The organism is Pseudomonas sp. GW823-FHT02C05, assembly GCF_058797595.1.
Map to the genome: position 1 here is coordinate 1,770,163 of NZ_JBXAJU010000001.1, position 20,587 is coordinate 1,790,749.

At 64.7% G+C, this 20,587-nt stretch carries 16 protein-coding genes; 3 read left to right on the forward strand and 13 right to left on the reverse strand.

From position 1 onward, the window contains the following. The first annotated feature begins 17 nt into the window (after positions 1-17). The 3 genes from AC1RGE_RS08030 (at position 18) to AC1RGE_RS08040 (ending at position 6,861) form a co-directional block, all read left to right on the forward strand. Entirely contained in the window at positions 18-1,262 is a 1,245-nt protein-coding gene (locus AC1RGE_RS08030) for a saccharopine dehydrogenase family protein (protein ID WP_011061818.1), read from the forward strand. 200 nt (positions 1,263-1,462) lie between these two features. Beyond that, positions 1,463-3,202 (forward strand): dipeptidase, encoded by a 1,740-nt coding sequence (locus tag AC1RGE_RS08035; RefSeq protein WP_492583888.1) that lies wholly within the window; start codon positions 1,463-1,465, stop codon positions 3,200-3,202. A gap of 476 nt (positions 3,203-3,678) precedes the next feature. Continuing rightward, positions 3,679-6,861 (forward strand): autotransporter outer membrane beta-barrel domain-containing protein, encoded by a 3,183-nt coding sequence (locus AC1RGE_RS08040; protein ID WP_492583890.1) that lies wholly within the window; start codon positions 3,679-3,681, stop codon positions 6,859-6,861. A 198-nt stretch (positions 6,862-7,059) separates the two neighbouring features. Here AC1RGE_RS08040 and AC1RGE_RS08045 read toward each other — a convergent pair whose 3' ends face one another. From AC1RGE_RS08045 to AC1RGE_RS08105, 13 genes are all read right to left on the reverse strand, one after another. After that, complete coding sequence (locus AC1RGE_RS08045; protein ID WP_492583892.1) at positions 7,060-8,025, reverse strand: fatty acid desaturase family protein; 966 nt, start codon at positions 8,023-8,025, stop codon at positions 7,060-7,062. After that, positions 8,012-8,635, reverse strand: a complete 624-nt coding sequence (locus AC1RGE_RS08050; RefSeq protein WP_053152341.1) for a phosphatase PAP2 family protein — start codon at positions 8,633-8,635, stop codon at positions 8,012-8,014. Before AC1RGE_RS08050 ends, AC1RGE_RS08045 begins: the two co-directional genes overlap by 14 nt. 51 nt (positions 8,636-8,686) lie before the next feature. Then, the gene (locus AC1RGE_RS08055) at positions 8,687-9,778 is read right to left on the reverse strand and encodes a glycosyltransferase family protein (protein WP_492583894.1); all 1,092 of its coding nucleotides are present in this window, start codon (positions 9,776-9,778) and stop codon (positions 8,687-8,689) included. After that, positions 9,775-10,509, reverse strand: coding sequence for a diiron oxygenase (locus tag AC1RGE_RS08060; protein ID WP_492583896.1), 735 nt, complete (start codon positions 10,507-10,509; stop codon positions 9,775-9,777). Before AC1RGE_RS08060 ends, AC1RGE_RS08055 begins: the two co-directional genes overlap by 4 nt. Beyond that, complete coding sequence (locus AC1RGE_RS08065) at positions 10,506-11,528, reverse strand: hypothetical protein (protein WP_011061824.1); 1,023 nt, start codon at positions 11,526-11,528, stop codon at positions 10,506-10,508. The genes AC1RGE_RS08060 and AC1RGE_RS08065 overlap by 4 nt, the downstream gene beginning before the upstream one ends. Before the next feature lie 53 nt (positions 11,529-11,581). Continuing rightward, complete coding sequence (locus AC1RGE_RS08070; RefSeq protein ID WP_019094848.1) at positions 11,582-12,643, reverse strand: glycosyltransferase family 2 protein; 1,062 nt, start codon at positions 12,641-12,643, stop codon at positions 11,582-11,584. A gap of 232 nt (positions 12,644-12,875) precedes the next feature. Further along, positions 12,876-13,880 carry an Ldh family oxidoreductase gene (locus AC1RGE_RS08075; RefSeq protein ID WP_072441391.1) on the reverse strand — a complete coding sequence of 335 codons (1,005 nt, stop codon included), beginning with the start codon at positions 13,878-13,880 and terminating at the stop codon, positions 12,876-12,878. Positions 13,881-13,938: 58 nt separating this feature from the next. Then, positions 13,939-14,790 (reverse strand): substrate-binding periplasmic protein, encoded by an 852-nt coding sequence (locus tag AC1RGE_RS08080; protein WP_492583898.1) that lies wholly within the window; start codon positions 14,788-14,790, stop codon positions 13,939-13,941. A 60-nt stretch (positions 14,791-14,850) separates the two neighbouring features. After that, on the reverse strand, positions 14,851-15,513 hold the full coding sequence (locus AC1RGE_RS08085) for an amino acid ABC transporter permease (RefSeq protein ID WP_019094845.1): 663 nt from the start codon (positions 15,511-15,513) through the stop codon (positions 14,851-14,853). Further along, on the reverse strand, positions 15,510-16,151 hold the full coding sequence (locus AC1RGE_RS08090; RefSeq protein ID WP_011061829.1) for an amino acid ABC transporter permease: 642 nt from the start codon (positions 16,149-16,151) through the stop codon (positions 15,510-15,512). Before AC1RGE_RS08090 ends, AC1RGE_RS08085 begins: the two co-directional genes overlap by 4 nt. Next, on the reverse strand, positions 16,151-16,960 hold the full coding sequence (locus AC1RGE_RS08095) for an amino acid ABC transporter ATP-binding protein (RefSeq protein ID WP_125063049.1): 810 nt from the start codon (positions 16,958-16,960) through the stop codon (positions 16,151-16,153). The genes AC1RGE_RS08090 and AC1RGE_RS08095 overlap by 1 nt, the downstream gene beginning before the upstream one ends. Before the next feature lie 57 nt (positions 16,961-17,017). Continuing rightward, complete coding sequence (locus AC1RGE_RS08100; protein ID WP_011061831.1) at positions 17,018-18,325, reverse strand: M24 family metallopeptidase; 1,308 nt, start codon at positions 18,323-18,325, stop codon at positions 17,018-17,020. 133 nt (positions 18,326-18,458) lie between these two features. Continuing rightward, positions 18,459-20,495, reverse strand: coding sequence for an NADH:flavin oxidoreductase (locus AC1RGE_RS08105; protein WP_103290054.1), 2,037 nt, complete (start codon positions 20,493-20,495; stop codon positions 18,459-18,461). Positions 20,496-20,587 lie beyond the last annotated feature (92 nt).

Here is a 20,587-nt window from a genome sequence, read left to right on the forward strand (position 1 = left end):
GAGGAGAAGTAAATAAATTGAAGAAGAATGTTCTTATCATTGGTGCAGGAGGTGTCGCCAAGGTGGTGGCCCACAAGTGCGCGCAGCACAACGACGAACTCGGTCGTATTGCTATCGCGTCGCGCAACATCTCCAAATGCCAGGCCATCATCGACAGCGTCAAGGCCAAGGGCAGCCTCAAACAGCCCGCTGAAATAAAAGCCTATGCGCTCAACGCGCTGGACATCGAGGCAACCAAGGCGCTGATCCGCGAGACCGAGTCGCAGATCGTCATCAACGTCGGTTCCGCCTTCCTCAACATGTCGGTGCTGCGTGCCTGCATCGATACCGGTGTGGCTTACCTGGACACCGCGATCCACGAAGAACCGGGCAAGATCTGCGAGACCCCGCCCTGGTACGGCAACTACGAGTGGAAGCATCTCGAAGAGTGCCAGCAGAAGAACATCACCGCGATCCTCGGCGTCGGCTTCGACCCGGGCGTGGTCAACGCCTATGCGGCCCTGGCCCAGCAGGAACATTTCGACCGCATCGACTCGATCGACATTCTCGACGTCAATGCCGGTTCCCACGGCAAATATTTCGCCACCAATTTCGACCCGGAAATCAACTTCCGCGAATTCACCGGGCAGGTGTGGAGCTGGCAGGACAGCCAGTGGACCAGCAACACCATGTTCGAAGTCAAGCGTACCGACGACCTGCCTGTGGTCGGCTCGCAAAACCTGTACCTGACCGGCCACGATGAAGTGCACTCGCTGTCGAAGAACCTCGATGTGCCCAACGTGCGCTTCTGGATGAGCTTCGGCGAGCACTACATCAATGTGTTCACCGTGCTGCGCAACCTGGGCCTGCTCTCCGAGCAACCGGTGAAGACCGCCGAAGGCCTGGAAGTGGTGCCGCTCAAAGTGGTCAAGGCCGTGCTGCCTGACCCGGCCTCCCTGGCCCCGGGCTACACCGGCAAGACCTGCATCGGTGACCTGGTCAAGGGCAGCAAGAATGGCCAGCCGCGCGAAGTCTTCATCTACAACGTGGCCGACCACGAAGAAGCCTACGCCGAGACCGACAGCCAGGGCATTTCCTACACCGCCGGCGTACCGCCCGTGGCCGCCGCCCTGCTGGTGGCCCGTGGCGAGTGGGACGTGCAGCGCATGGCCAACGTCGAGGAACTGCCGGCCAAGCCGTTCCTCAAGGCGCTGGACCTGATGGGCCTGCCGACCCGCATCAAGGACGAACAGGGCGACCGCCCATGGGACGCCAAGGCTTGATGCACTAGCCACGACAGGAGGCGCCGATGCAGGCGCCTCCTGCCTGGATGAATGTTTCGTTTGTGCGTCGCTTTTGCGTTTCTGTGCGACAGATCCCACTTCAGGGGCTCCCGCCCTGCTCCTTCGCAGTGTTAGCTTGGCAAGGTTTCTGACTAACAGCTCAGATAATCCTTACCCCCTGCAAAGGAATGCCCTCCGCAATGGATTTTTCTCTCAAGCACCTGGCTGCGGCCACCCTGATGCTCGCCAGCCTGTCGTCCTACACCTCGATCGCCCAGGCCAACATTACCCCGCAACAAAGCGCGGCCATCCTCAAGACCTTCAATGACGCCACGGTCACGGATTTCCGCCAGTTCCTCGGCACCCTGGCCAAGAGCCCGCTGGCCAAGAGCGACCAGCTCGCCCCGACCATCGAGGCCTTTCTGGCCAACAAAACCCTGAACGCCGAACAGCAGAACGAGATCCACCGCCTGCTGGGCCTCTACGCCCGGATCAAGTACGGCAAGGCCGCCACCGAAACCCTGCGCGAGCTGGTGGCCATCCCCACCTTCAACATCGACGGCGTGCCGCAGTACAAGAACCCCGAGTTCCTCAAGATCGCCGCCAAGATCCAGGACCTGGCCAAGGCCTTCAACCTGAACTTTCGCAACATCGACAACCGGGTCTACGAGATCTCCCTGGAAGGCAGCGGCGATGAAGTCGTCGGCATCCACGCCCACGCCGACGTGGTGCCGGTGACCCCGGAAAACTGGGTGCTCGAAGACGGCACCCGCCTCGACCCGTTCAAGGTCACCCTGATCGGCGACCGCATGTACGGCCGCGGCACCGAAGACGACAAGAACGGCATCGTGGTAGCGCTCTACGCGATGAAGATCATCAAGGAAGAGAAGCTGCCCCTGGCGCGCAACTTCAAGCTGCTGGTGGACACCACCGAGGAAACCAGCGGCGACGCCATTCCCTACTACTTCGAACACAACCCGACGCCCAACTACAACCTGGCGCTGGACGGCGGCTACCCGGTGGTGATCGCCGAGAAAGGTTACGGCACGGTCATGGCCAGCTTCGCCCGGCGCGCCGCCGAGGGCAAAGGGGCGGAGATCACCCACCTCACCGGTGGCCTGGCCACCAACCAGATCCCCTCGACCTCGGTAGCCACCCTGGTCACCGAGCAGCCCGCGGAACTGGCCGCCAGCCTGCAAAAGGCCGGCGCCGAATATGCCAAGCAGCACGGCGGCAACTTCCAGGTCGCGGCCAAGGTGGTGGGCAAGGATGTGCAACTGACGGTCACCGGCGTCTCGGCCCACTCCTCCGAGCCCGAGTCCGGGGTCAACCCGGTGGCGCGGATGCTGGACTTCATCAACAGCCAGGACGGCAAGATCGCCTTCAAGCACAACGCCTTCACCGATGGTGCCCGCTACGCCGCCGACAACTGGGGCCTGGACTACCTGGGCAACAAGCTGGGCATCGGCTTCTCCGACGACTTCATGGGGCCGCTGACCACCTCCCTGACCCAGGTCAGCGTGGATGACAAGACCTTCAAGCTGGCGGTCAACCTGCGGGTACCCAAGGGCAAGACCCCGCAAGTGCTGAAGGGCGAAATCACCGACAAGCTGGCGGCCTGGAGCAAGAAGACCCAGGTAGCGGTGAACATCGACACCAAGATCGCCGAACCTATGTACCGCAACCCCGAGGGTGAATGGGTCAAGGCACTGCTGGCGGTGGCCAGCGAGAACCTGGGCATGGCGCACAAGTTCGGCACCTCCGCCGGCGCCACCTCGGTGCACGAGTTGCCCAACGGCGTGCAGTTCGGCCTGGCGCGGCCCGAGGTCAAGTACACCGGCCACACCGACAACGAGTTCAAGACCCAGGAGCAGTTCCTCCTGGACCTGCAGATCGTCACCGAGATGGTCGGCCGCATCGGCCAGTTGCCCAAGCTCTGATACAACCTCCGGTCCCGCCGCCCTGGCGGGGCCGGGCTCTTCACCTGGTTGATCGTGACGGAAGGCGGCGCCTGTATTCCCTGAAGCACCGGCCTGGGCAATATCACTCCTCTATACCTCCCCCCCTCATGGCGCTACCCGCACCGGTCCTGTATCGGCCGCCGAACGATCCAAGCATCGACCAGCACAGGGCCAAGCCAGCTGGCCCTCATCCAGATCAACCTGAAACAACGACACCTGAACCTTGAATCGCGCACCTGATAATCCAGAGAAGAGTCCAGCGTCTCGCATGTTGGTTTAAGAAAGCTCTGATTTACCTTGGGGAGTCAACATTCAAGAATCCATCGGGCAACCAACGCTTCGGCCATCGCGGTTTTCCGCTTTGCCGTGGGCCTATGTTCGAACGCTGGGCCACTCCATTCCTGCCAGACATTGATTCGTTACGTTCGGATGAGTCAATGTCACGGAACGTACTCATGCTCCCCCAAACGACACAACTGTCAGCCGCAATGCTGACAGCCTTGCTCTCATCCGCACCATCGGACGCCCTGGCAAGCTTCTATCCCGGCATAGACCTGTCCTCTCCCGAGGGCGAAGCCCTGGTACTCGATGCCGGCGATGAAGTGATCAATGGGCAAGTCGGTAGCGCAGTGCAGATCAGTGGGGCCAACAACTCACTCTCGGCCGACGGCATCAGGATCGAATCGGGCATCGCCGAAACGGGTGCCGGCAGCAAAGGCATCCATGTCAGTGCCGGCGGGACTCTGGATCTGTCCAACAGCACCATCAATGCACTGGGCGCGTATGACGCCCGCGGCATACTGATTCAGGGGACGGGCAGCACGGCCGTTCTGGACCAAAACAGGATCACCACCGAGGGCTTTCAGTCTCACGCGATCATGGTCGAGACAGGCGGTCACGCCGAAGTCAACGCAGGCACGCTCACCACCACGGGCGGCGGCGCCTACGGCCTGAGTGCCGCGGGAGAGGGAGCAACCATCACCGGCAACAACCTGGACATCAGCGTTCATAACTCCGGGTCTGCTGCGGTTCACTCCAGGGATGGCGCAAGCGTCGTCCTGGACCGGGCGACACTGCACGCCACGGGCAGCAATACGCAATCGAGCAACAACGGCATTGAGACCTTCCGCGGCAGCGTCACCGCAACCAACAGCGAGATCACCACGCTCTGGGGCATAGGCGCCAAATTGTCCGGTGGTTCGCTCTCGCTCAGCCAGAGCATCATCAGCGCCTATGACACCGGCATCCTCCTGAACAGCGCCTCGGGCACGCAGCCCACCCCAGCCCGAGCGATAGTAACGGACGTGAAGGTGCATTCGGAGAAAGGCCACGGCCTCAAGATCGGGGGTGACGGTGCCCAGGCCGATCTGGAGCGGGTACAGATCAGCAGCAATAGCCTCTACGCATCAGGCATTTTCCTGAGCAGCAAGGGCGTCGTTACCGTCAAGGACTCGACTATCGAGATGAACAACGACGGTGCCGTGGGTATCGACAACCGTGCGGGCATCCTGAGCATGGAAGGAGGCTCCATCACCACCCGGGGCGCCAATGCGCACGGCCTCTACGCCTCACAGCTCTACAGTGGCAGTGGCGGCAGCGCCACGATCAGGGCCAGCGGGGTTGTCATCGAGACCTTCGGCCACTCGGCCATTGGCGTGGTTTCACGTACCGCGGTGTCCGACGTCGAGTTGATGGGCGGCTCGGTCACTACCCACGGCGAAAGGTCCTACGCTCTGCTCGCCAACGGTGGACGGCTACAGGTCAGCGGCACCCAGGTCCGCACTCGGGGTGATTTCGCCACGGGCCTGATGTTCGGCAACAACGGCACCCGGGGCGCGCTGGACAGGGTCGACATGCGCACCAGTGGCGCCAGCGCAGATGGCATCGTCGTCTATTCGGCAACGGCCGGAGTAGACCACCAACTCACCCTTGCCAACAGCCACATCGAAACCGAGGACGGCGCCGGCATCGCGGTCAAAGGCAGCGGGCTCACGGCCGACCTGGTCGACACGACGGTGATCGGCAAGTCCCATAGCGGCAACGGCACCGCGTTGCGCGTTGGCGAGTGGAACAATGACAATACTCCCGGCACCCCGGTCATCGCCTCCCGCGCCGTGCAGCTCAATGCCCAGCGCAGCAAACTGGAAGGCGACGTGGTGGTCGACAGCGGTTCGGCTGGCCTGAGCCTGCTAGACCACTCGACGTTGCTTGGCGCCTTGCTGGTCGGCGCCGACGGGCGGACCCTGGACAGGTTGAACATTGACAGTGACAGTGCCTGGCAGGTGCGTGGCGACTCGACCCTCAAGGACCTGCAGACCATAGGTACGGTCTCCTTCGACACACCGGGCAGCGGATTCAAGGTGCTGGACATCCTCGGCAACCTCACCGGCAGCGGCCTGTTCGAAATGCGTACGGACCTGGGTAGAGGTCAGGGTGATTTACTCCGGGTCGCCGGCAACATCGAAGGCCACCATCAGATCCTATTGGCCAACAGCGGCCCTGAACCCACCACGGCCAACGGCGCAGTACAACTGGTCCGGTCCGAAGGCGGCTCGGGCCACTTTTCCCTGGCCAACCGGGACCAAGTGGTTGATATCGGTACCTACCGCTACGAGTTGAAGAGCGATGACACCTTCGGCGGCCGGGCCTCGGACTGGAGTCTGGTGAACACTGGGCGCAACCTAGAGGATGAACTACCGGCGCACCCGACCCCGGAACAGCTGTCCACCACTGCCAATGCTGCGGTCAACACTTCGGCCGCCAGCACGGCCCAAACCCTCTGGCACACCGAATCGGGAGTGCTGGCCAAGCGCATGCGGGAGCTGCGCCAGAACAGCCACGCAGAAGGCCTGTGGAGCCGTGGATTCAGCGAACGCCAACGCCTGAACAACACTGCCGGGCGTAGCTTCGAACAGACCGTCAGCGGCCTGCAGCTCGGAGCGGACAAGGCATTGGCGGTGGAGGATGGCCGCCTGCATATCGGTGCCCTGGCCGGCTACAGCAAGGCGGATCGAAGTTTGCGCAGCGAAGGCAAGGGCAACGCCAACAGCTATTTCCTGGGTGGCTACGTCTCCTGGCTCGCCGACAATGGCTGGTACGTCGACAGCCTGCTCAAGGCCAACCGCATCCACCAGGACTTCAACGTGCAGGCCACGGACGGTGAAACCGTGAAAGGCAAGACAAAGCAGAGCGCAATCGGCGCCACCCTGGAAATCGGCCGCCAACTGCAACTGGGCGGCGGCTGGTTCATCGAGCCACAAGCTGGCCTGGCAGTCGCCCACGTCAGCGGCGATCGATATCGGACCAGCAACGACCTGAACGTATCGGCAGGGGCTGGCAACTCGAACCAGTTGAAGGCGGGCCTGTTGCTGGGACGACGCATCGACCTGGGCAGAAAGGATTTCATTCAGCCCTACGTCACACTGGCTCAGATCAATGAGTTCGATGGCAAGAGCACAGTGCGCAGCAACAACATCCCGATCCGCACGGACCTGTCAGGCGGCCACACCAAGCTGGGCCTGGGAGTCAGCGCCGCACTGGGTGACCAGCACCGACTCTACGCTGACTATGAGCATGCCGGCGGCTCATCCCTCGACAAGCCCTGGTCGGTCAGCGCGGGGTATAGCTACGCCTGGTAAACGCCTCCAATCCACGGCGGGGCCGGCATCCGACCCGCCGCCCCCAGGGGCGTAGCCCAGGCCTGCGCCCCGGACTCCTGGCATGAAGCCCCCCGTAGCAAGCAGAAGCAAGCGGGTAGGAAACCGCGAGGAGCCGCCGTTGGACATCTCTGTCGAACGGCAAGATCGCCTTCGAGCACAGCGGCTGCACCGACGACTTCATGGGGCCACTGACATCCAGTCGGGGCCGCTGACATCTCGCAGTACCCCGCCATACCCCTGGTAGAGGTTGCCCTCGGGCAGCAACTGCGCCGTGGCCAGTTGCCGGTGCAGGCCGCCCAGGTGGTAGAACGGCACACGCACATAGAGGTGATGCTCGATGTGGTAGTGGATGGCGTGGGGGCCGAACAGGAAGGTCTGCACGCTGGGCCGTACGATGCTGCGGGCGTTACGGCTCTGGTCGGCGGCAACCGGCAGGCCGGCATGCTCCATGATGGCTCGCACCCGGCCCAGCAAGGGCAGCAGGGTAATCGCCGGCAGCAGCCACAACCCCAGGTACAGCCAGGGGTGGCCGCTCCAGGCCAGCAGGCCGAACAGCAGGCCGTTGCTGACCAGCATGGACAGCACTTCCCCCAGGGCCTGGCGCGGCGACTTGCCGACCCGGGGCATGATCGCGCGGTAGTCACCCCGGGCGAACCTCAAGGCGCTGATGAAGTAGCCCACCCCGCACAGGTCCGCCAGCAGGCGCAGGGCCAGCTTGCCCCGGGGCAAGGGGTAATCCCCCAGGCCGAAGACCGCCACCACCGGGTCGTCATGCTCCATCGGATGCAGGTGATGCTTGAGGTGGCCGGCGCGGTAGGTGCAGAGGGACAGGAACAGCGGGCCGGCGGCCAGCCACTGGCCCAGCCGATCATTGGCTTTCTGCCCGCGCAGCAGCAGGCCGTGGGCGCTCTCGTGCATCAGCACCGCCAGCGCCAACTGGCTGCGGGCGATCAGCAGCGCGGCCAGCAGATAGATGACGGGGTGCGGCCAGCGCGCAGCGCAGGCGAATGCGGCGGCGATCAGCCCCCAGTCGGCCAGCAGCGCCAGGCCACCGATCCAGGGCTTGAGCAAGAACAGCCCGGCGTCGGGGGCAAAGGCACGCAGGGCCCGATTCTCTCCGGCACGGGGTTCAGGCTGGGACACGGGCAGGGTTTCCTTGTCGTTGGGTGGCCAGGGCACAGGCCAGGGCCAGGAACAGGCCGCCCGCCACATCGATCAGCGTGTGCTGCTTGAGGGTCAGGGTCGAGAGGCAGATCAGCAGGCCGATGACAGCGCTCAGCTCTTTGCATGGGCGGCGCCAGAGCGCGCGACAGGCCAGGCAGGTCACGGCCACATGCAGGCTGGGAAAACCGTTGCAGGCCAGGTCCAGCTGCCACATCCGGCCCAGCCGCTGTTGCAGGAAGCCATTGTCGAGGGCGGCGATATCCGGCCTCGGCACATATTCGGGGAACAGCCAGAAGCACAGCAGCCCAACGGCGAAGGCCATGCCGGTGGCGTTGCGCAGGGCCCTGAAGCCCTCCTGGCTGGCATAGGCCGCCGCCAGCAGCACAAAGGGAAAGAACAGCACATAGACGAACCAGGACTGGGCGATAAAGGGGATCAGCTCATCCAATGGCGTGACCCAGTTGTAGCGCGGCGTCACCAGGCGCTGCAGCCCCATGAACGCGCCCAGCCCCAACAGCAGGGCGAACACCGCAGCCAGGGCCTGCCGAAGGTTGGCAGCGGCTATCAGGCGCTGCAAGGTGCCGGTCATGGCTGCTGGCCCGGTGCGGGCATGGAGCGGTGACGACTCACGGCCGCGCCCTCACAAGCCGAGCAAGCGGCTGGCCCAGGCATCGATCCGTGCCTGGGCCCGCTGGTTGCCCGAGATCACGTCGGGCGCTGGCGCCGCCACGCTCAATTGCCGCGCCGCCTCGGCCACCTGACGGCGGAAATCGGCAGGGTCGCCGCGCCAGGTCACCACCCGGTGCAGCAACTGCAATTGCCGGGCCCGGGCGGCGTTGCGGGTCTGTTCCGGCTGGTCGCTCACCACCAGGATGATCGGCCGCTGGTAGACCCGGGCGATGGACAGCGCCGCCATGCCCGGTGCCGAGACCAGGAGTTGCGCCCGGGCAGCGCGGCTGGCCCAGAGCGGATCGACCTGCAGCCAGCCACTGCGCCCGGCATAACCCTCGCCCACGCGGTGAGCGTCCAGGCCTGCATCTTCCAGGCCACGGCTCAAGGCATCGGCCAGGTCGGGCTCACGAAAATGCGGGTTGAGGTACACCGCGGCGCCCACGGCGGCCTGTTCCGGCAAGGCTTCGGCCAGGGCCACCGGGGTCGGCAGGCGATACAGTGCCGGGGCCTGGGTATCGTCGACTTCATAGGCGAAATCGTGCTCGATGCGCGCCCGCGCCGTATCGATCTGGCGCCCGACAATCCAGCCGAACAGGCGCCCGAACTGGCGCGGCCACATGCCGGCAAAGTTGTTCAGCAGCGCCACCTTGAGGCTGGCCCCGTACACGTGCACCACCTGGCGCCGCCAGCCCGGGAGCATGCCCATGTAGAGCAGCGCCGGGTGGAAGGAATCGTTGATCACCAGGTCCACGCCGCGCAGCCGGCGCCGCAGTTGGAGGATGTCCCGCAGCATGCGCCCGGGGCGGAACAGGTAGTGGGCGACATTGCGGTTGGTGGCCTGGCGCAGCATGTTCTGCTGGCTGTCGAACTGCACCGCGTAATGCAGCGAGAGAATCTGCGCCGCAATGCCGAAGCGCTGCAGGAAGTCCTGCCCCTGCTGCGAGGTGGTCAGCACCTCGACCTCGGCCCCGGCCGCACGCAAGGCATGTACCAGCAGTTGGGCACGCATCAAGTGCCCACGGGCATCGGCGGTCGCCAGGTAAAGAATCCGTGCACTCATCGCCCCACTCGGCCCCGACCACCGAGCAGCCAGCCGGCACCATACATCGCCAGGGCACCGGTCACGCCAAAGCTCGCATCGACGCGGCGAATGTCCTTGAGCAGGCGCGCCAGATGGCCCGCCTCATGGGGCGCCACGATGCGCCGCAAGGTGTTCTCGCACAGGCGCACGTGGGCTTTCTCGTCGGCCAGCACCCGCGCCAGCAGCGGATACAAGCCATGCCCGGCATCCAGCACCGCACAATGGCGGGTCAATACCCGCTCGGCCATCTGCTCGGCACACAGCCCGGTGGCATAGGCTGGCACCAGCAGGCCCTGTTCGAAATGCCCCGCATAACGACGGGCCAGGCGCTGCCAGCGCTGGATCTTGCGCCGGCTCAGCCAGTCCGGCTCCAGGCGGGCTTGAGCGTCGTCGCCCCGCTCGCGCAGGGCCTCGGCAAACAGGGTCACGTGGCGCTGCTCATCGGCCAGGTGCTGTGCTACCTGCCGTTCGAGCCAGGGTGGCGACTGCGGCAACAACTCATCGAGCAACGCACGCTCGGTGGCGTCTTCACCGGCCAGGTACATGCGCAACAGCAGGCGTTCGCCTCGCGGGCTGCGGTGCAGGCGCAACAAGGCGGCGCGTTTGATGCGGTCCACCAGCCGCGCCTGCAGCGCCCCCAGGCCCTGGGGCCGGGGCATGCTCAGGCAGTCGAAGTTGACCTCGCCGGCAACCGCTTGCCCCGCATTCATTGCACGGGCTGCGCGGCGCTGGCGGTGGCCGTCCTGGCCCCGTGCGAATGGCGCTGCCAGGCCAGGATCAGGCCGATAAAACTGTCACGCATGAAGGCCGTGCCGCTGGCCGCAGCGCCGGGAAAGCTCTCCTCCTGGCCGTTGTAGCGCAGGTAACCCTGGCCGTTGACCGCGCCCAGCTCCAGACTGTCGCCCTTGTTCAAGCCCCGCTGACGCACCTCCCTGAGCAACGGGCTGTCCTCCAGCGCAAAGACAAACAGCTGGCGCTGTACCACCCACAGCGGGATCTGCCCGCTCAGGGCCTGCAGGTCGAGGTTCCAGGTGCCCTGCTGCAGCACCTGCTCCAGCGCTTCGCTGCCCGGCTGCCTGGTACTGAAGCTGGCACGCATCAGCGACTTCGACACTCGGCCGACGCCCAGGCCGATGGTGATGTCGCCCGCTGTCGGGTGCTGCGCATCGCTGGGGCGCACCACCACGAAATAACTGGCCAGGCGCGCCGCTATCGACGGCTGGGCCAATACGTTGCGCGCCTGTTCGGGGCTGAACAGCACGCGCTCACGGGTGCCTTCACGGACGCTGATCTGATAGGGATCGAGGCTGATGTCACGGAACTTGCCACGCACCGGTGCGTGCACATAGGTATCGGATTTCCACACCTTGCCCGAACGGCGCAGCAGCACCTGCAGGCTCAGGGGTACACGCTGGCCGTCGCTGGCGATGCCGCTGCCGTGCAGCAGAATGTCGCCGATCACGGTCTTGCTGTCGTGGTTGCTGTCGGCGTCGATGACGATGGCATGGGTTTGCCGGTCGACACTGGCCCGCGCATCACTCACGTCCAGGGCGATGCGGTTGCAGTCGAGGTTGCTGGAGGCGAACGTGGCGCAGCCACTGTCCGAAGCGAAGTGGTACACCCCGCGACCGGCGAACTCGCTGGGAGCGGCCTGGGTCTGGCCACCGAGTGCCAGCAAGGCCAGGCACGCCAGGGAACGGCCGAATGAGGCAAGAGAAGGGTTCTGCATGGGGACTTCCTCTGGGCACGCGAACGGCGTGCGACGATACGGCGCGACGCGGATCAATCCAGGTTGCGGTGGTAGGACAACGCTTCACTGTGCCGGGCACTGGAGCGGCCGATGGACAGCCCGCAGCCACGCACCACGGCGCCGGCAGTGTCGAGCAACGAGATGGCAGTGACCATGGCCATGGCCCCCAGGCGCCGGGCTCCGTGCAGGGGCGGCAGGTCCTGGTGGTTGAGGGCCCGCAGGCTGTAGCCCAGGCGCCCGACCATCACGCACAAAGGCCCCAGCGGCCCACTGCGCCCGAGCCATTGCAGCCAGCCCGGCATGTAGGCGCGCACCAGGTACGGGGTCAGGCCGACGCTGTCGCCGCCCCTGAGCCAGCGCAGCTTGAACACCTCGCCCTGGCTGTCGGGCAGCCGGTGCTCGGTATGCGCCGCCGGCGCATAGGCCACCGCCACCCCCGCCGCTTGCAGGCGCAGGCCCATGACCTGGCAATGGGCACGATAGATGCCAGCCAGGGGTTCGTAGCGATACTGCTCGAAGGTGGCACAGCGAAAAGCCACGTTGTTGGCGTAGAAGTTACGCGTGGCGCCGTGGCGCAAGGGGCTGGGGAAATACATGAAGTCGATGGCGGTCAGCGCACTGCCGGCGACGCTCGGCGCGTAGCTGGTGCGCCCGGCCACCGCCACGGGCGCCTCGGGTTGCACAAAGGGCAGCAGCAATTCTTCCAGCCAATGGGCATCGGGCAGGCAGTCGGCATCGGCGAATACCACGTACTGGCAGCGCGCCTGGTCGACGCCATCGAAACCGACATTCTTGGCATCGTAGTAACCGGTGCCGGCATCGATCTCGATGAACTCCAACGCACAGCCGGCCAGGCTGCACAGCGCCTGGCGCGCCTCAAGGTCAAGGCCGTCATGGGTGATGATCCATTGGGCAAAAGCCTGGGGCGCCAGACTTTGCAGGGCCAGCCGGGCAATCAGCCGCTGGAGGCTGCTCAAGGCTTCGCCTGCATTCTTGCCGCCGCGCAGATTGTTGGTTTCCAACACCAGTGCGGTCTGGGCAGCAATCCCTTGCAGGCGCGTGAACAGGTCATCGCCGGAAGGCAACTGCGACATCCTGGCTGTCGTTTCTTGGCTATCCATTTCGCAGTGTCTCTGAAAAAAGCAGGGCCGCCGGGGGGCGTGACGGGCGCAATCACAGCATTATTCCGGGGATTATTCAAACACCGGCTGCGCCGGTTGTGATGCCCCGCGCAATCGCTTCTGGCCACCCATGTCATCCGCCAGGTAAGCCGCTCCCTGGCATCGCTGCAACGATTGGGGCTCTGACGGCAGAACTCGCTCCCCCCTAGAAGCGCGCCGCCAGCTGCTGATACAGCGCCATAGGCAAGCTGATTCCTTCTATTTGCGCCCGGGCCCAGGCCTGCTGCTTGGCCTGCCCCGGAGGGTGAACCCCCAGGGTGGCCAGGCGCTGCATCTGCCGCGCCAGTCGAGCCTCGAACTGCTCGTCGAGCAGGTGCGGGGCGATGGCGATCACCAGCAGGCCCGAACCCGGCGATTGTGCGCCGCTTCGAAAATCGGGCGCATCCAGCGACCAGTTGCCCCGGGCGACACCGCCGGCGAGCACTTCGACCAGCAAGGCGATGTTGGCCCCGCGACTGCCGCCGAACGCCAGCAAGGCACCGTGCATGGCCTCCCGGGCACTCAGGGTGGCTGCGCCCTGGGCATCCACTGCCCAGCCTTCGGGGATCGCCTCCCCGGCCTCGGCCGCCTTGAGGAGGTTGACGAAGGCCGTGGCGCTGCTGGCCTGGTCGATCAGCAGCAGGCGCCCGTCGCCGCAGGGAGCGGCGAAGGCCAGGGGGTTGGTGGAATAAATCGGCTGGCGCTGGCCGGCCACGGTCAACAGCGCCGGGCCGTTGCAGAACGCCAATGCCACCAGGCCTTCGGCGGCCAGGCGCCGGGTGTAGTAGCCCAGCTCGCCACAGGTAAACCCGTTGTGCAGGGCAAACAGGCTGATTCCCAACTGCCGGGTGCTGTCACACACAGCGCCAAAGGCCTGATCGAACCCCAGTTGCGCAATGCCCGCGCGCGCATCGCAACGGATCATCGCCGGGGCTACCTGGGTGATCAGTGGCTTGGCCAAGCCCGCTATGCGCCCGCTGGCAAACCCGTGCAGGTAATCGGCCAGATGCTCGAAACCCACACTGGCCAGGCCATGACCCTGGGCCGATACCGTGGCCTCGGCCAGAGCCTGGGCCACTTCCTGGCTGCTGCCCGCCTGCAGGCAGCAGCGCTGGGCAAAATCCCTGGCCTCTGCCAGCGACAGACACTTGAACGCTGCACTCTCTTGCATCGATTGCTCCCTGACGCTGCGGCACAACCGCCCTGACCACCGGGCCCGGGGCTGCGGGTCATTCCACCAGGCGTGGCGCCCCCACGTTGGCGGCTTGTTTATCCAGGCCGAACGAGCCGAGTATCTCGGCAATTTCGCCAGAAGCATGCAAGGCCTGGATGTTTTCATTGAGCGCCACACTCAGCGCCGTATTGGCCTTGGTGTGGGGAAAACTGGTCTGCCCCGGCTCCAGGGTAGCCTTAACCCGCGGGTCGGACTCCGAAACCTTGATGCTCATGCCCCGGTAGGCTCCCTTCTGCTGCGAAGCCACACCCACCGCAAAGCTGTCGATGCCCAGCGCAATCCGCTTGGCCGCCAGGTCCTGGGCCATGGCCACCGGGTTGGGGTAGAGCACCAGATTGTCGCCAAAGGCCTTTTTCAAGTCGTCGACCCACAGGTAACCCTGCACCGTGCCGATGCGCTGGCCTTCGAGCTCGGAGATTTTCGAATAGCCCTCGCTGGAAATGATCCCCATCACGTCCAGGTACAGCGGCGCGGTCAGACCCAGGACCTTGCTGCGCTCGGCGGTACGGTACCAGTCGCCGATGCCGACGTCGGCCCGCCGTGCGATCACCGACTGGACCACCGCCGCCGGGTCCACCACTGTCAGCTTGATATCCAGGCACTCCCTGGCAGCGATGCGCTTGATGATTTCACCATCGACCCCGCTCAACTGGTTGCCCGGCCCGGGGATCGAGTACGGCGGGAAGACCCAGGCCGCGACGCTCAACACCCCCGGAGTCAGGGTTTCAAACGAGTGGGCCGGCTTGCAGTCGGCCAGAGCCTGGGGGGCACCGAGCAGCACCGAACCTCCCGCCAGGGAGGAACAAAGGAACGCCCAACGAACAATGCGTTTGAATGAACGGATCATGGCTTCACCTGTGCATGGGTTGCATTAAGAGAATGGCAGCCGAAAGACGGCTCGAGCAGGTCATGCGTGCTGGCTGGGGGCCAGTTTTTTCTCCAGCGCCGCCACACCCAGGGTCGCGGGCGCACACACAGCGGCATACATCAGGCCGGCCAGGGTCAGCACCGGCATGTACTCGAAGGTGGATGAACCGATGGCCGAGGCGCGGCTGACGATCTCCGGGAGCGCGATGGTGAAACACAACGACGCGGCCTGGAACATCATGATCGAGAATCCCAGCAACGACGGCAGAGCCACCCGCATCGCCTGGGGCAAGATGATGAAACGCAGTGCATCGAAGCGGTTCAGGCCGATCACCTCGGCCGCCTCGTTCTGCCCCTGGGCCACCGCCTCGATGCCGCCACGGATGATCTCGCTGGTGTAGGCCGCAGTGCAGTAGGCCAGCGCCAGGGCTGCCGCCCAGAAAGAACTCAGGGTCAGGCCCGCCGAAGGCAGGCCGAAATAGAAGTACTGCAACAGGATCAACGCCGGCGCGCCACGCCCCAGCTCGACTATCAGCAACGAGGGGTAGCGCACTGCCCGGCGGGGCGCCGACACACCCAGCGCCAGCAACAACCCAAGGACCACCCCCAGTGCCAGGCTGGCAGCGGTGACCTGAATTGACAGCACAAAGCCCTTCCACAGCTCGGGAAACCAGGCCAGCCACATCGTCAGGATCTCGTTCATCGGGCAATCCTCTGCTTCAGGGTGGCCGACAGCCAGCGCGAGAACAGCGCCACCGGTACGCTGAGAATCAGGTAGACCAGCGCCGCCACGCTGTACACCTCCAGCCCTTGAAAGGTTTGCTGGGACATCTGGTACGCCTGGAAGCTGACGTCACCGACACCGATGGTCGAGGCCACGGCCGAGTCCTTGAGCAAGCCAATGGCATAGGTGGCCGAGGTGGGAATGGCGATGCGCACCAGTTGCGGCAGCATCACATCGAAAAAGCGCTGGGGCGCCGACAGATTGAGCACCTGCGCCGCCTCGTACTGCCCCTGGGGGATCGCCGCAAAGGCACCGCGATATACCTCCGACATATGCGCCGCGGTGATCAGCCCCAGGCCCAGCACCGCGGCAGCGAACGGCGACAAGGCGATGTAGCCGCCTCCGATGCCGAAGAAGATGAAGAACAGCCAGACGATGGGCGGTATCGAACGCAGGGTCAGCACCAGGATCGCCGCCAGCCAGCGACACAGCTTCAGGTTCGACAGACGCAGGGCACAGAGTGGAAAGCCCAGCACCACGCCGATGCAGAAAGCGCCCAGGGTCACACTCAGGGTCCAGGGCACGCCGCGCAACAGGACCAGCAGAATATCCGCCATCAGCGATTCCTCACGGCCTGGAGAAACTGCGCCACCCGCGCGTGCTGCGGCTCGCGCATAACCTGGGCGCTGGGCCCCTGCTCGATGATCCGCCCTTCGGCCATCACCACCACCCGGTCGGACACCGTCTCGGCAAAGTGCATCTCGTGGGTCACCACCAGCATCGACATGCCCTCGCGCGCCAGCTCCTTCATCACCGCCAGCACTTCCAGGCCCAGCTCGGGGTCCAGGGCCGAGGTCGGCTCATCGAACAGCATCAGCTCCGGATCCAGCGCCAGGGCCCGGGCGATGGCGATGCGTTGCTGCTGGCCGCCGGAGCAACGCGCCGGATAGGCGTTGGCCTTGTCCGCGAGCCCTACCCGGTCCAGCAACTGCAAAGAGCGGGCGTCAGCTTCCTCGGCGCTGCGGCCGAGGGTGCGGACCTGCGCCAGGCTGACGTTGCGCAGCACCGTAAGGTGCGGAAACAGGTTGAACGACTGGAACACCATGCCGATGCGCCGGCGCAGATTGAGCAGCTCGCTCCGGGGCAGCGGGTGCCCGGCTTCGATAGCCACCCCGCCCATGCTGACCCGCCCCCGGGTCGCGGGCTCCAGTTGGTTGATGCAACGCAGCAAGGTGCTTTTACCCGAGCCGCTGGGGCCGATGATCGCCACCACCTCACCCTTGGCCATCTCGAAACACACGTCGTGCAATACGGGGTAAGGCCCGAATTGCTTATGGATCGCCTCCAGTCGCAGGAAAGGTTCGGCGCTGGGTACCGGGGGCGGTGCCAGGGGGCTGGCGTTTTCGATCACGGTCATGCTGCTCATTGTTTTTCTCCGGACAGGGTAGACGCCGTGCCTGCAAGAATCAGGCAACAACCACTGCTATCGATCGCCGTCGACTAACGGGGTACGGGAAAGCTTGACCGCTCCAGCAGCGGTAATCAGCACCTGCTCTTCGAGCTTCACGCCTTCATGGCCGCCCCGCTCGCCGATGTAGCTCTCCACCGAGAGCACCATGTTTTCCTCGAAGTGGCCGTCATAGCCCCACTCGGCAAAGTCCACCGCGTAGGCCACGCTGGGGTACTCATCGACCAGGCCCACACCGTGCAGCATCATCATGTAGCGGTTGTGCTCGAACTGCCTGGGCACCGGCCAGCAGCCCTCGGCGAACTCGCGAAACGACAGCCCCGGGCGCAGCAGGTCGAGATTGAAACTGATTTGCTGCGAGGCGATGTCCAGCAGGTCGCGCTGGGCCGCCGTCGGCGCCTTGCCGGGGCAGATGAAGCTGCGGGAGATGTCCGAGAGATAACCGCCCGGGCCCACCATGTCGGTGTCGAAACAGACCATCTCCCCGGCCGCGATGAGCTTGTCCGAGGCGTCCTGGAACCAGGGGTTGGTGCGCGGCCCGGAGTTCAGCAGGCGGCTCTCGGCCCACTCCCCGCCCTGGGCCACGTTGGTCCCGTGCATGATGCTCCACAGCTGGTTTTCGGTGATGCCCGGCACCAGGCTGGCGCGCATGCGGGCAATCGCCAGGTCGCACACATCCATCGACACCCGGTGGCTGGCAATCTCCTGCACCGACTTGATCAGCCGCGCCTGCTCCATCAGCGGCTGGGCATCGAACAGCTGGATGCCCCTGGCCTTGAGCTTTTCCGCGCCCCAGGGGTCGCAGCGGTCCACTGCCAGGCGACGATTGCCGGCGCCATGCCGGGTCAGCAGGTCGGCCACCTCCAGGGCCCAGCGTTCGGCCTTCTCCTCGACCCGTGGGCCGGCCAGGAAATACAGCCAGGGGATCGCCGGGCGAATTTCATCGATGGTCTCGATGTGCTCACTGTTGTGCCGGCTGCTGTCGAACTCGAACAGCACCACCGGGCCATCGGTGGCCACGAATACGTAACGGCTAGGGGAATGCATCACCCACAGGCCGAGGTTATTGGTATCGGTGGCGTAGCGGATATTGATCGGGTCGGCCAGCAGCACGCCGGCGTAATCCTGCTTGCGCAGTTGCTGGCGAATGCGCTCCAGGCGGTACTGGCGCAGCGCCGGCCGGTCGATCGCGGCATAGGCCGCCAGCAGGCCGTGGTCCACCGGGGCCAGGGCATGGCCGGTGACGCTGGCATCACTGCGATAGTGCAGAGGGCTTGGGGGAACGACATTGAGCAGCTCGGTGAAATCGGTATCCGTGTGCATGCAACAACCTCCGCTGGGAAGAGTTTGAGGTTTATCAAAACCAGTCAGACCAACGTTCGGGGCAGTGACTTGACGCTAGGGAAACGGATGACGGCTGTCTTTCTTATTGTGCAAAACAGGGCGCAAGCAGTGGCTAGAGGTCCTTGACCAGGCGCAGTGCGTCGTAAATGGCCGCGTGGGTATTGCGCGATGACACCGCATCGCCGATCCGGAACAACTGGAAACGCCCCTGAGGGTTGGTCACCAGGTTTTGCGCGGTGCCGGCAATCAGGTCCTTGTACTCCACGGAGCCTTCGTTGGTGGCCATGGGCTGCAGCTCGAAATACAGCTCGTCCAGGGGCCGGGTGCCGTGGTTGACCACGATCTGGTCCACCAGTCGGGTTTTCTCCAGGTCGCTGTAGTCGGTGCCAATGGTCGCCAGCAACTGCTCGCCCTGGCGCTCCACGGCCTTGAGCCGGTAAGTGACGGTAAAGGTGGTGTCCAACTGCTGCAGCGAGCGCATGTAAGGCACCAGGTTCATGCCCATCACCTCCGGCGCGAACGAGCGGTCGGGGGTCATGATCTCGGTCCTGGCGCCGCTGCGGGCGATGAACTCGGCAGCCTGCAAGCCTGCGTGATCGCCGGCATCGTCGTACACCAGCACATTGCGCCCAGGCTTCACGTCGCCGGAGATGATGTCCCAGCTCGACACCAGCCACTGGTTGCCGCTGTGCAGGACTTCGGTATGGGGCAAGCCGCCGGTGGCGACGATCACCACGTCGGGGTTTTCATCGAGGACCATCGCCGCATCGGCCCAGGTGTTGAAACGAAACTTCACCCCCAGGCGCTCGCACTGCGCCATGCGCCAATCGATGATGCTGATCATCTCCTTGCGCCGCTCGGACTGCGCGGTCAGGCGCACCTGCCCGCCGGGCTGGTCGGCCACCTCCAGCACCAGCACTTCATGCCCGCGCTCGCCGGCGACCCGCGCCGCCTCCAGGCCACCGGGGCCGGCGCCGATGATCAGGACCTTGCGCGGGTGCGCGGCCTTGGGCACCTCGTGGGGCATGCTGGTTTCGCGGCCAGTGGCGGCATTGTGAATGCAGTAGGCGGCGCCGGCGTTGTAGATCCGGTCCAGGCAATAATTGGCGCCGACACAGGGGCGGATTTCATCTTCACGGTTCTCGATGATCTTGCGCACGATGTGCGGGTCGGTCATGTGCGCACGGGTCATGCCCACCATGTCCACCAGGCCCGAGGCAATCGCGTGGCGGGCGGTGGCGACATCGGGGATCTTCGCCGCATGGAAGGTGGGGAAACCGGTCAGGGCACGAATCTCCCCGGCAAAGTCCAGGTGCGGTGCATTGCGCATGCCCTGGATCGGGATGATGTCGGTCAACCCGGCATCGGTGGCGATATTGCCGCGAATCACGTTGAGAAAATCGACCATGCCGCTGTCTTTCAACAGCTGCGAGATGTGCAGCCCCTCCTCTTTCTCAAGGCCACCGGCCAGCACTTCATCGCCGGTGTAGCGGATGCCGACGATAAACTCCGGGCCCACCCGCTGGCGAATCGCACTCAGCACCTCGAAGGTAAACCGCAGGCGGTTGTGCAATGAACCGCCGTAGGCGCCCTCCAGCTCGTTGGTCAATGGCGACCAGAACTGGTCCATCAGGTGGCCGTAGGCCTGCAGTTCGATACCATCCAGGCCGGCGGCCTGCATGCGTTCGGCGGCGTCGGCGTAATCGCGGATGATGCGTTCGATATCCCAGATTTCCAGCTTCTTGGGAAAGGCTCGGTGTGCCGGCTCCTGATTGTGCGAAGGGGACACCACCGGCAGCCAATCGCCCTTGTCCCAACGGGTGCGGCGCCCCAGGTGGGTGAGCTGGATCATCACCGCCGCGCCATGCTCGTGGCATTCGTCGGTGAGGTCCTTCATCCAGCCGACCACTTCGTCCTTGTACGCCAGGATGTTGTTGAACACCGGAGGGCTATCGCGGGAGATCGCCGCCGAGCCTGCAGTCATGGTCATGGCCACGCCGGCCTTGGCGCGCTCGACGTGGTAGGCCCGGTACAATTTCTTCGGCATGCCCTCTTCGGGGTACGCCGGCTCGTGGGAGGTGGTGATAATGCGGTTGCGAAGTGTCAGGTGCTTGAGGCGATAGGGCTGAAGAAGCGGATCGTTATTCATATCGGTCTCGCATACTGGTCATCAGGCAAGGCAGACGATAGACCTCAATGTACACCAGTGTCAACGACGCTGACAGTGGTGTACATTCGCCC

What these genes read in the sequence shown, in the direction of transcription:
- AC1RGE_RS08035 (WP_492583888.1), top strand. Translation starts at nt 1,463, where the DNA reads ATGGATTTTTCTCTCAAGCACCTGGCTGCGGCCACCCTGATGCTCGCC.
- AC1RGE_RS08040 (WP_492583890.1), top strand. Translation starts at nt 3,679, where the DNA reads ATGCTCCCCCAAACGACACAACTGTCAGCCGCAATGCTGACAGCCTTG.
- AC1RGE_RS08050 (WP_053152341.1), bottom strand. Translation starts at nt 8,635, where the DNA reads ATGACCGGCACCTTGCAGCGCCTGATAGCCGCTGCCAACCTTCGGCAG.
- AC1RGE_RS08055 (WP_492583894.1), bottom strand. Translation starts at nt 9,778, where the DNA reads ATGAGTGCACGGATTCTTTACCTGGCGACCGCCGATGCCCGTGGGCAC.
- AC1RGE_RS08060 (WP_492583896.1), bottom strand. Translation starts at nt 10,509, where the DNA reads ATGAATGCGGGGCAAGCGGTTGCCGGCGAGGTCAACTTCGACTGCCTG.
- AC1RGE_RS08065 (WP_011061824.1), bottom strand. Translation starts at nt 11,528, where the DNA reads ATGCAGAACCCTTCTCTTGCCTCATTCGGCCGTTCCCTGGCGTGCCTG.
- AC1RGE_RS08070 (WP_019094848.1), bottom strand. Translation starts at nt 12,643, where the DNA reads ATGTCGCAGTTGCCTTCCGGCGATGACCTGTTCACGCGCCTGCAAGGG.
- AC1RGE_RS08075 (WP_072441391.1), bottom strand. Translation starts at nt 13,880, where the DNA reads ATGCAAGAGAGTGCAGCGTTCAAGTGTCTGTCGCTGGCAGAGGCCAGG.
- AC1RGE_RS08080 (WP_492583898.1), bottom strand. Translation starts at nt 14,790, where the DNA reads ATGATCCGTTCATTCAAACGCATTGTTCGTTGGGCGTTCCTTTGTTCC.
- AC1RGE_RS08085 (WP_019094845.1), bottom strand. Translation starts at nt 15,513, where the DNA reads ATGAACGAGATCCTGACGATGTGGCTGGCCTGGTTTCCCGAGCTGTGG.
- AC1RGE_RS08090 (WP_011061829.1), bottom strand. Translation starts at nt 16,151, where the DNA reads ATGGCGGATATTCTGCTGGTCCTGTTGCGCGGCGTGCCCTGGACCCTG.
- AC1RGE_RS08095 (WP_125063049.1), bottom strand. Translation starts at nt 16,960, where the DNA reads ATGAGCAGCATGACCGTGATCGAAAACGCCAGCCCCCTGGCACCGCCC.
- AC1RGE_RS08100 (WP_011061831.1), bottom strand. Translation starts at nt 18,325, where the DNA reads ATGCACACGGATACCGATTTCACCGAGCTGCTCAATGTCGTTCCCCCA.
- AC1RGE_RS08105 (WP_103290054.1), bottom strand. Translation starts at nt 20,495, where the DNA reads ATGAATAACGATCCGCTTCTTCAGCCCTATCGCCTCAAGCACCTGACA.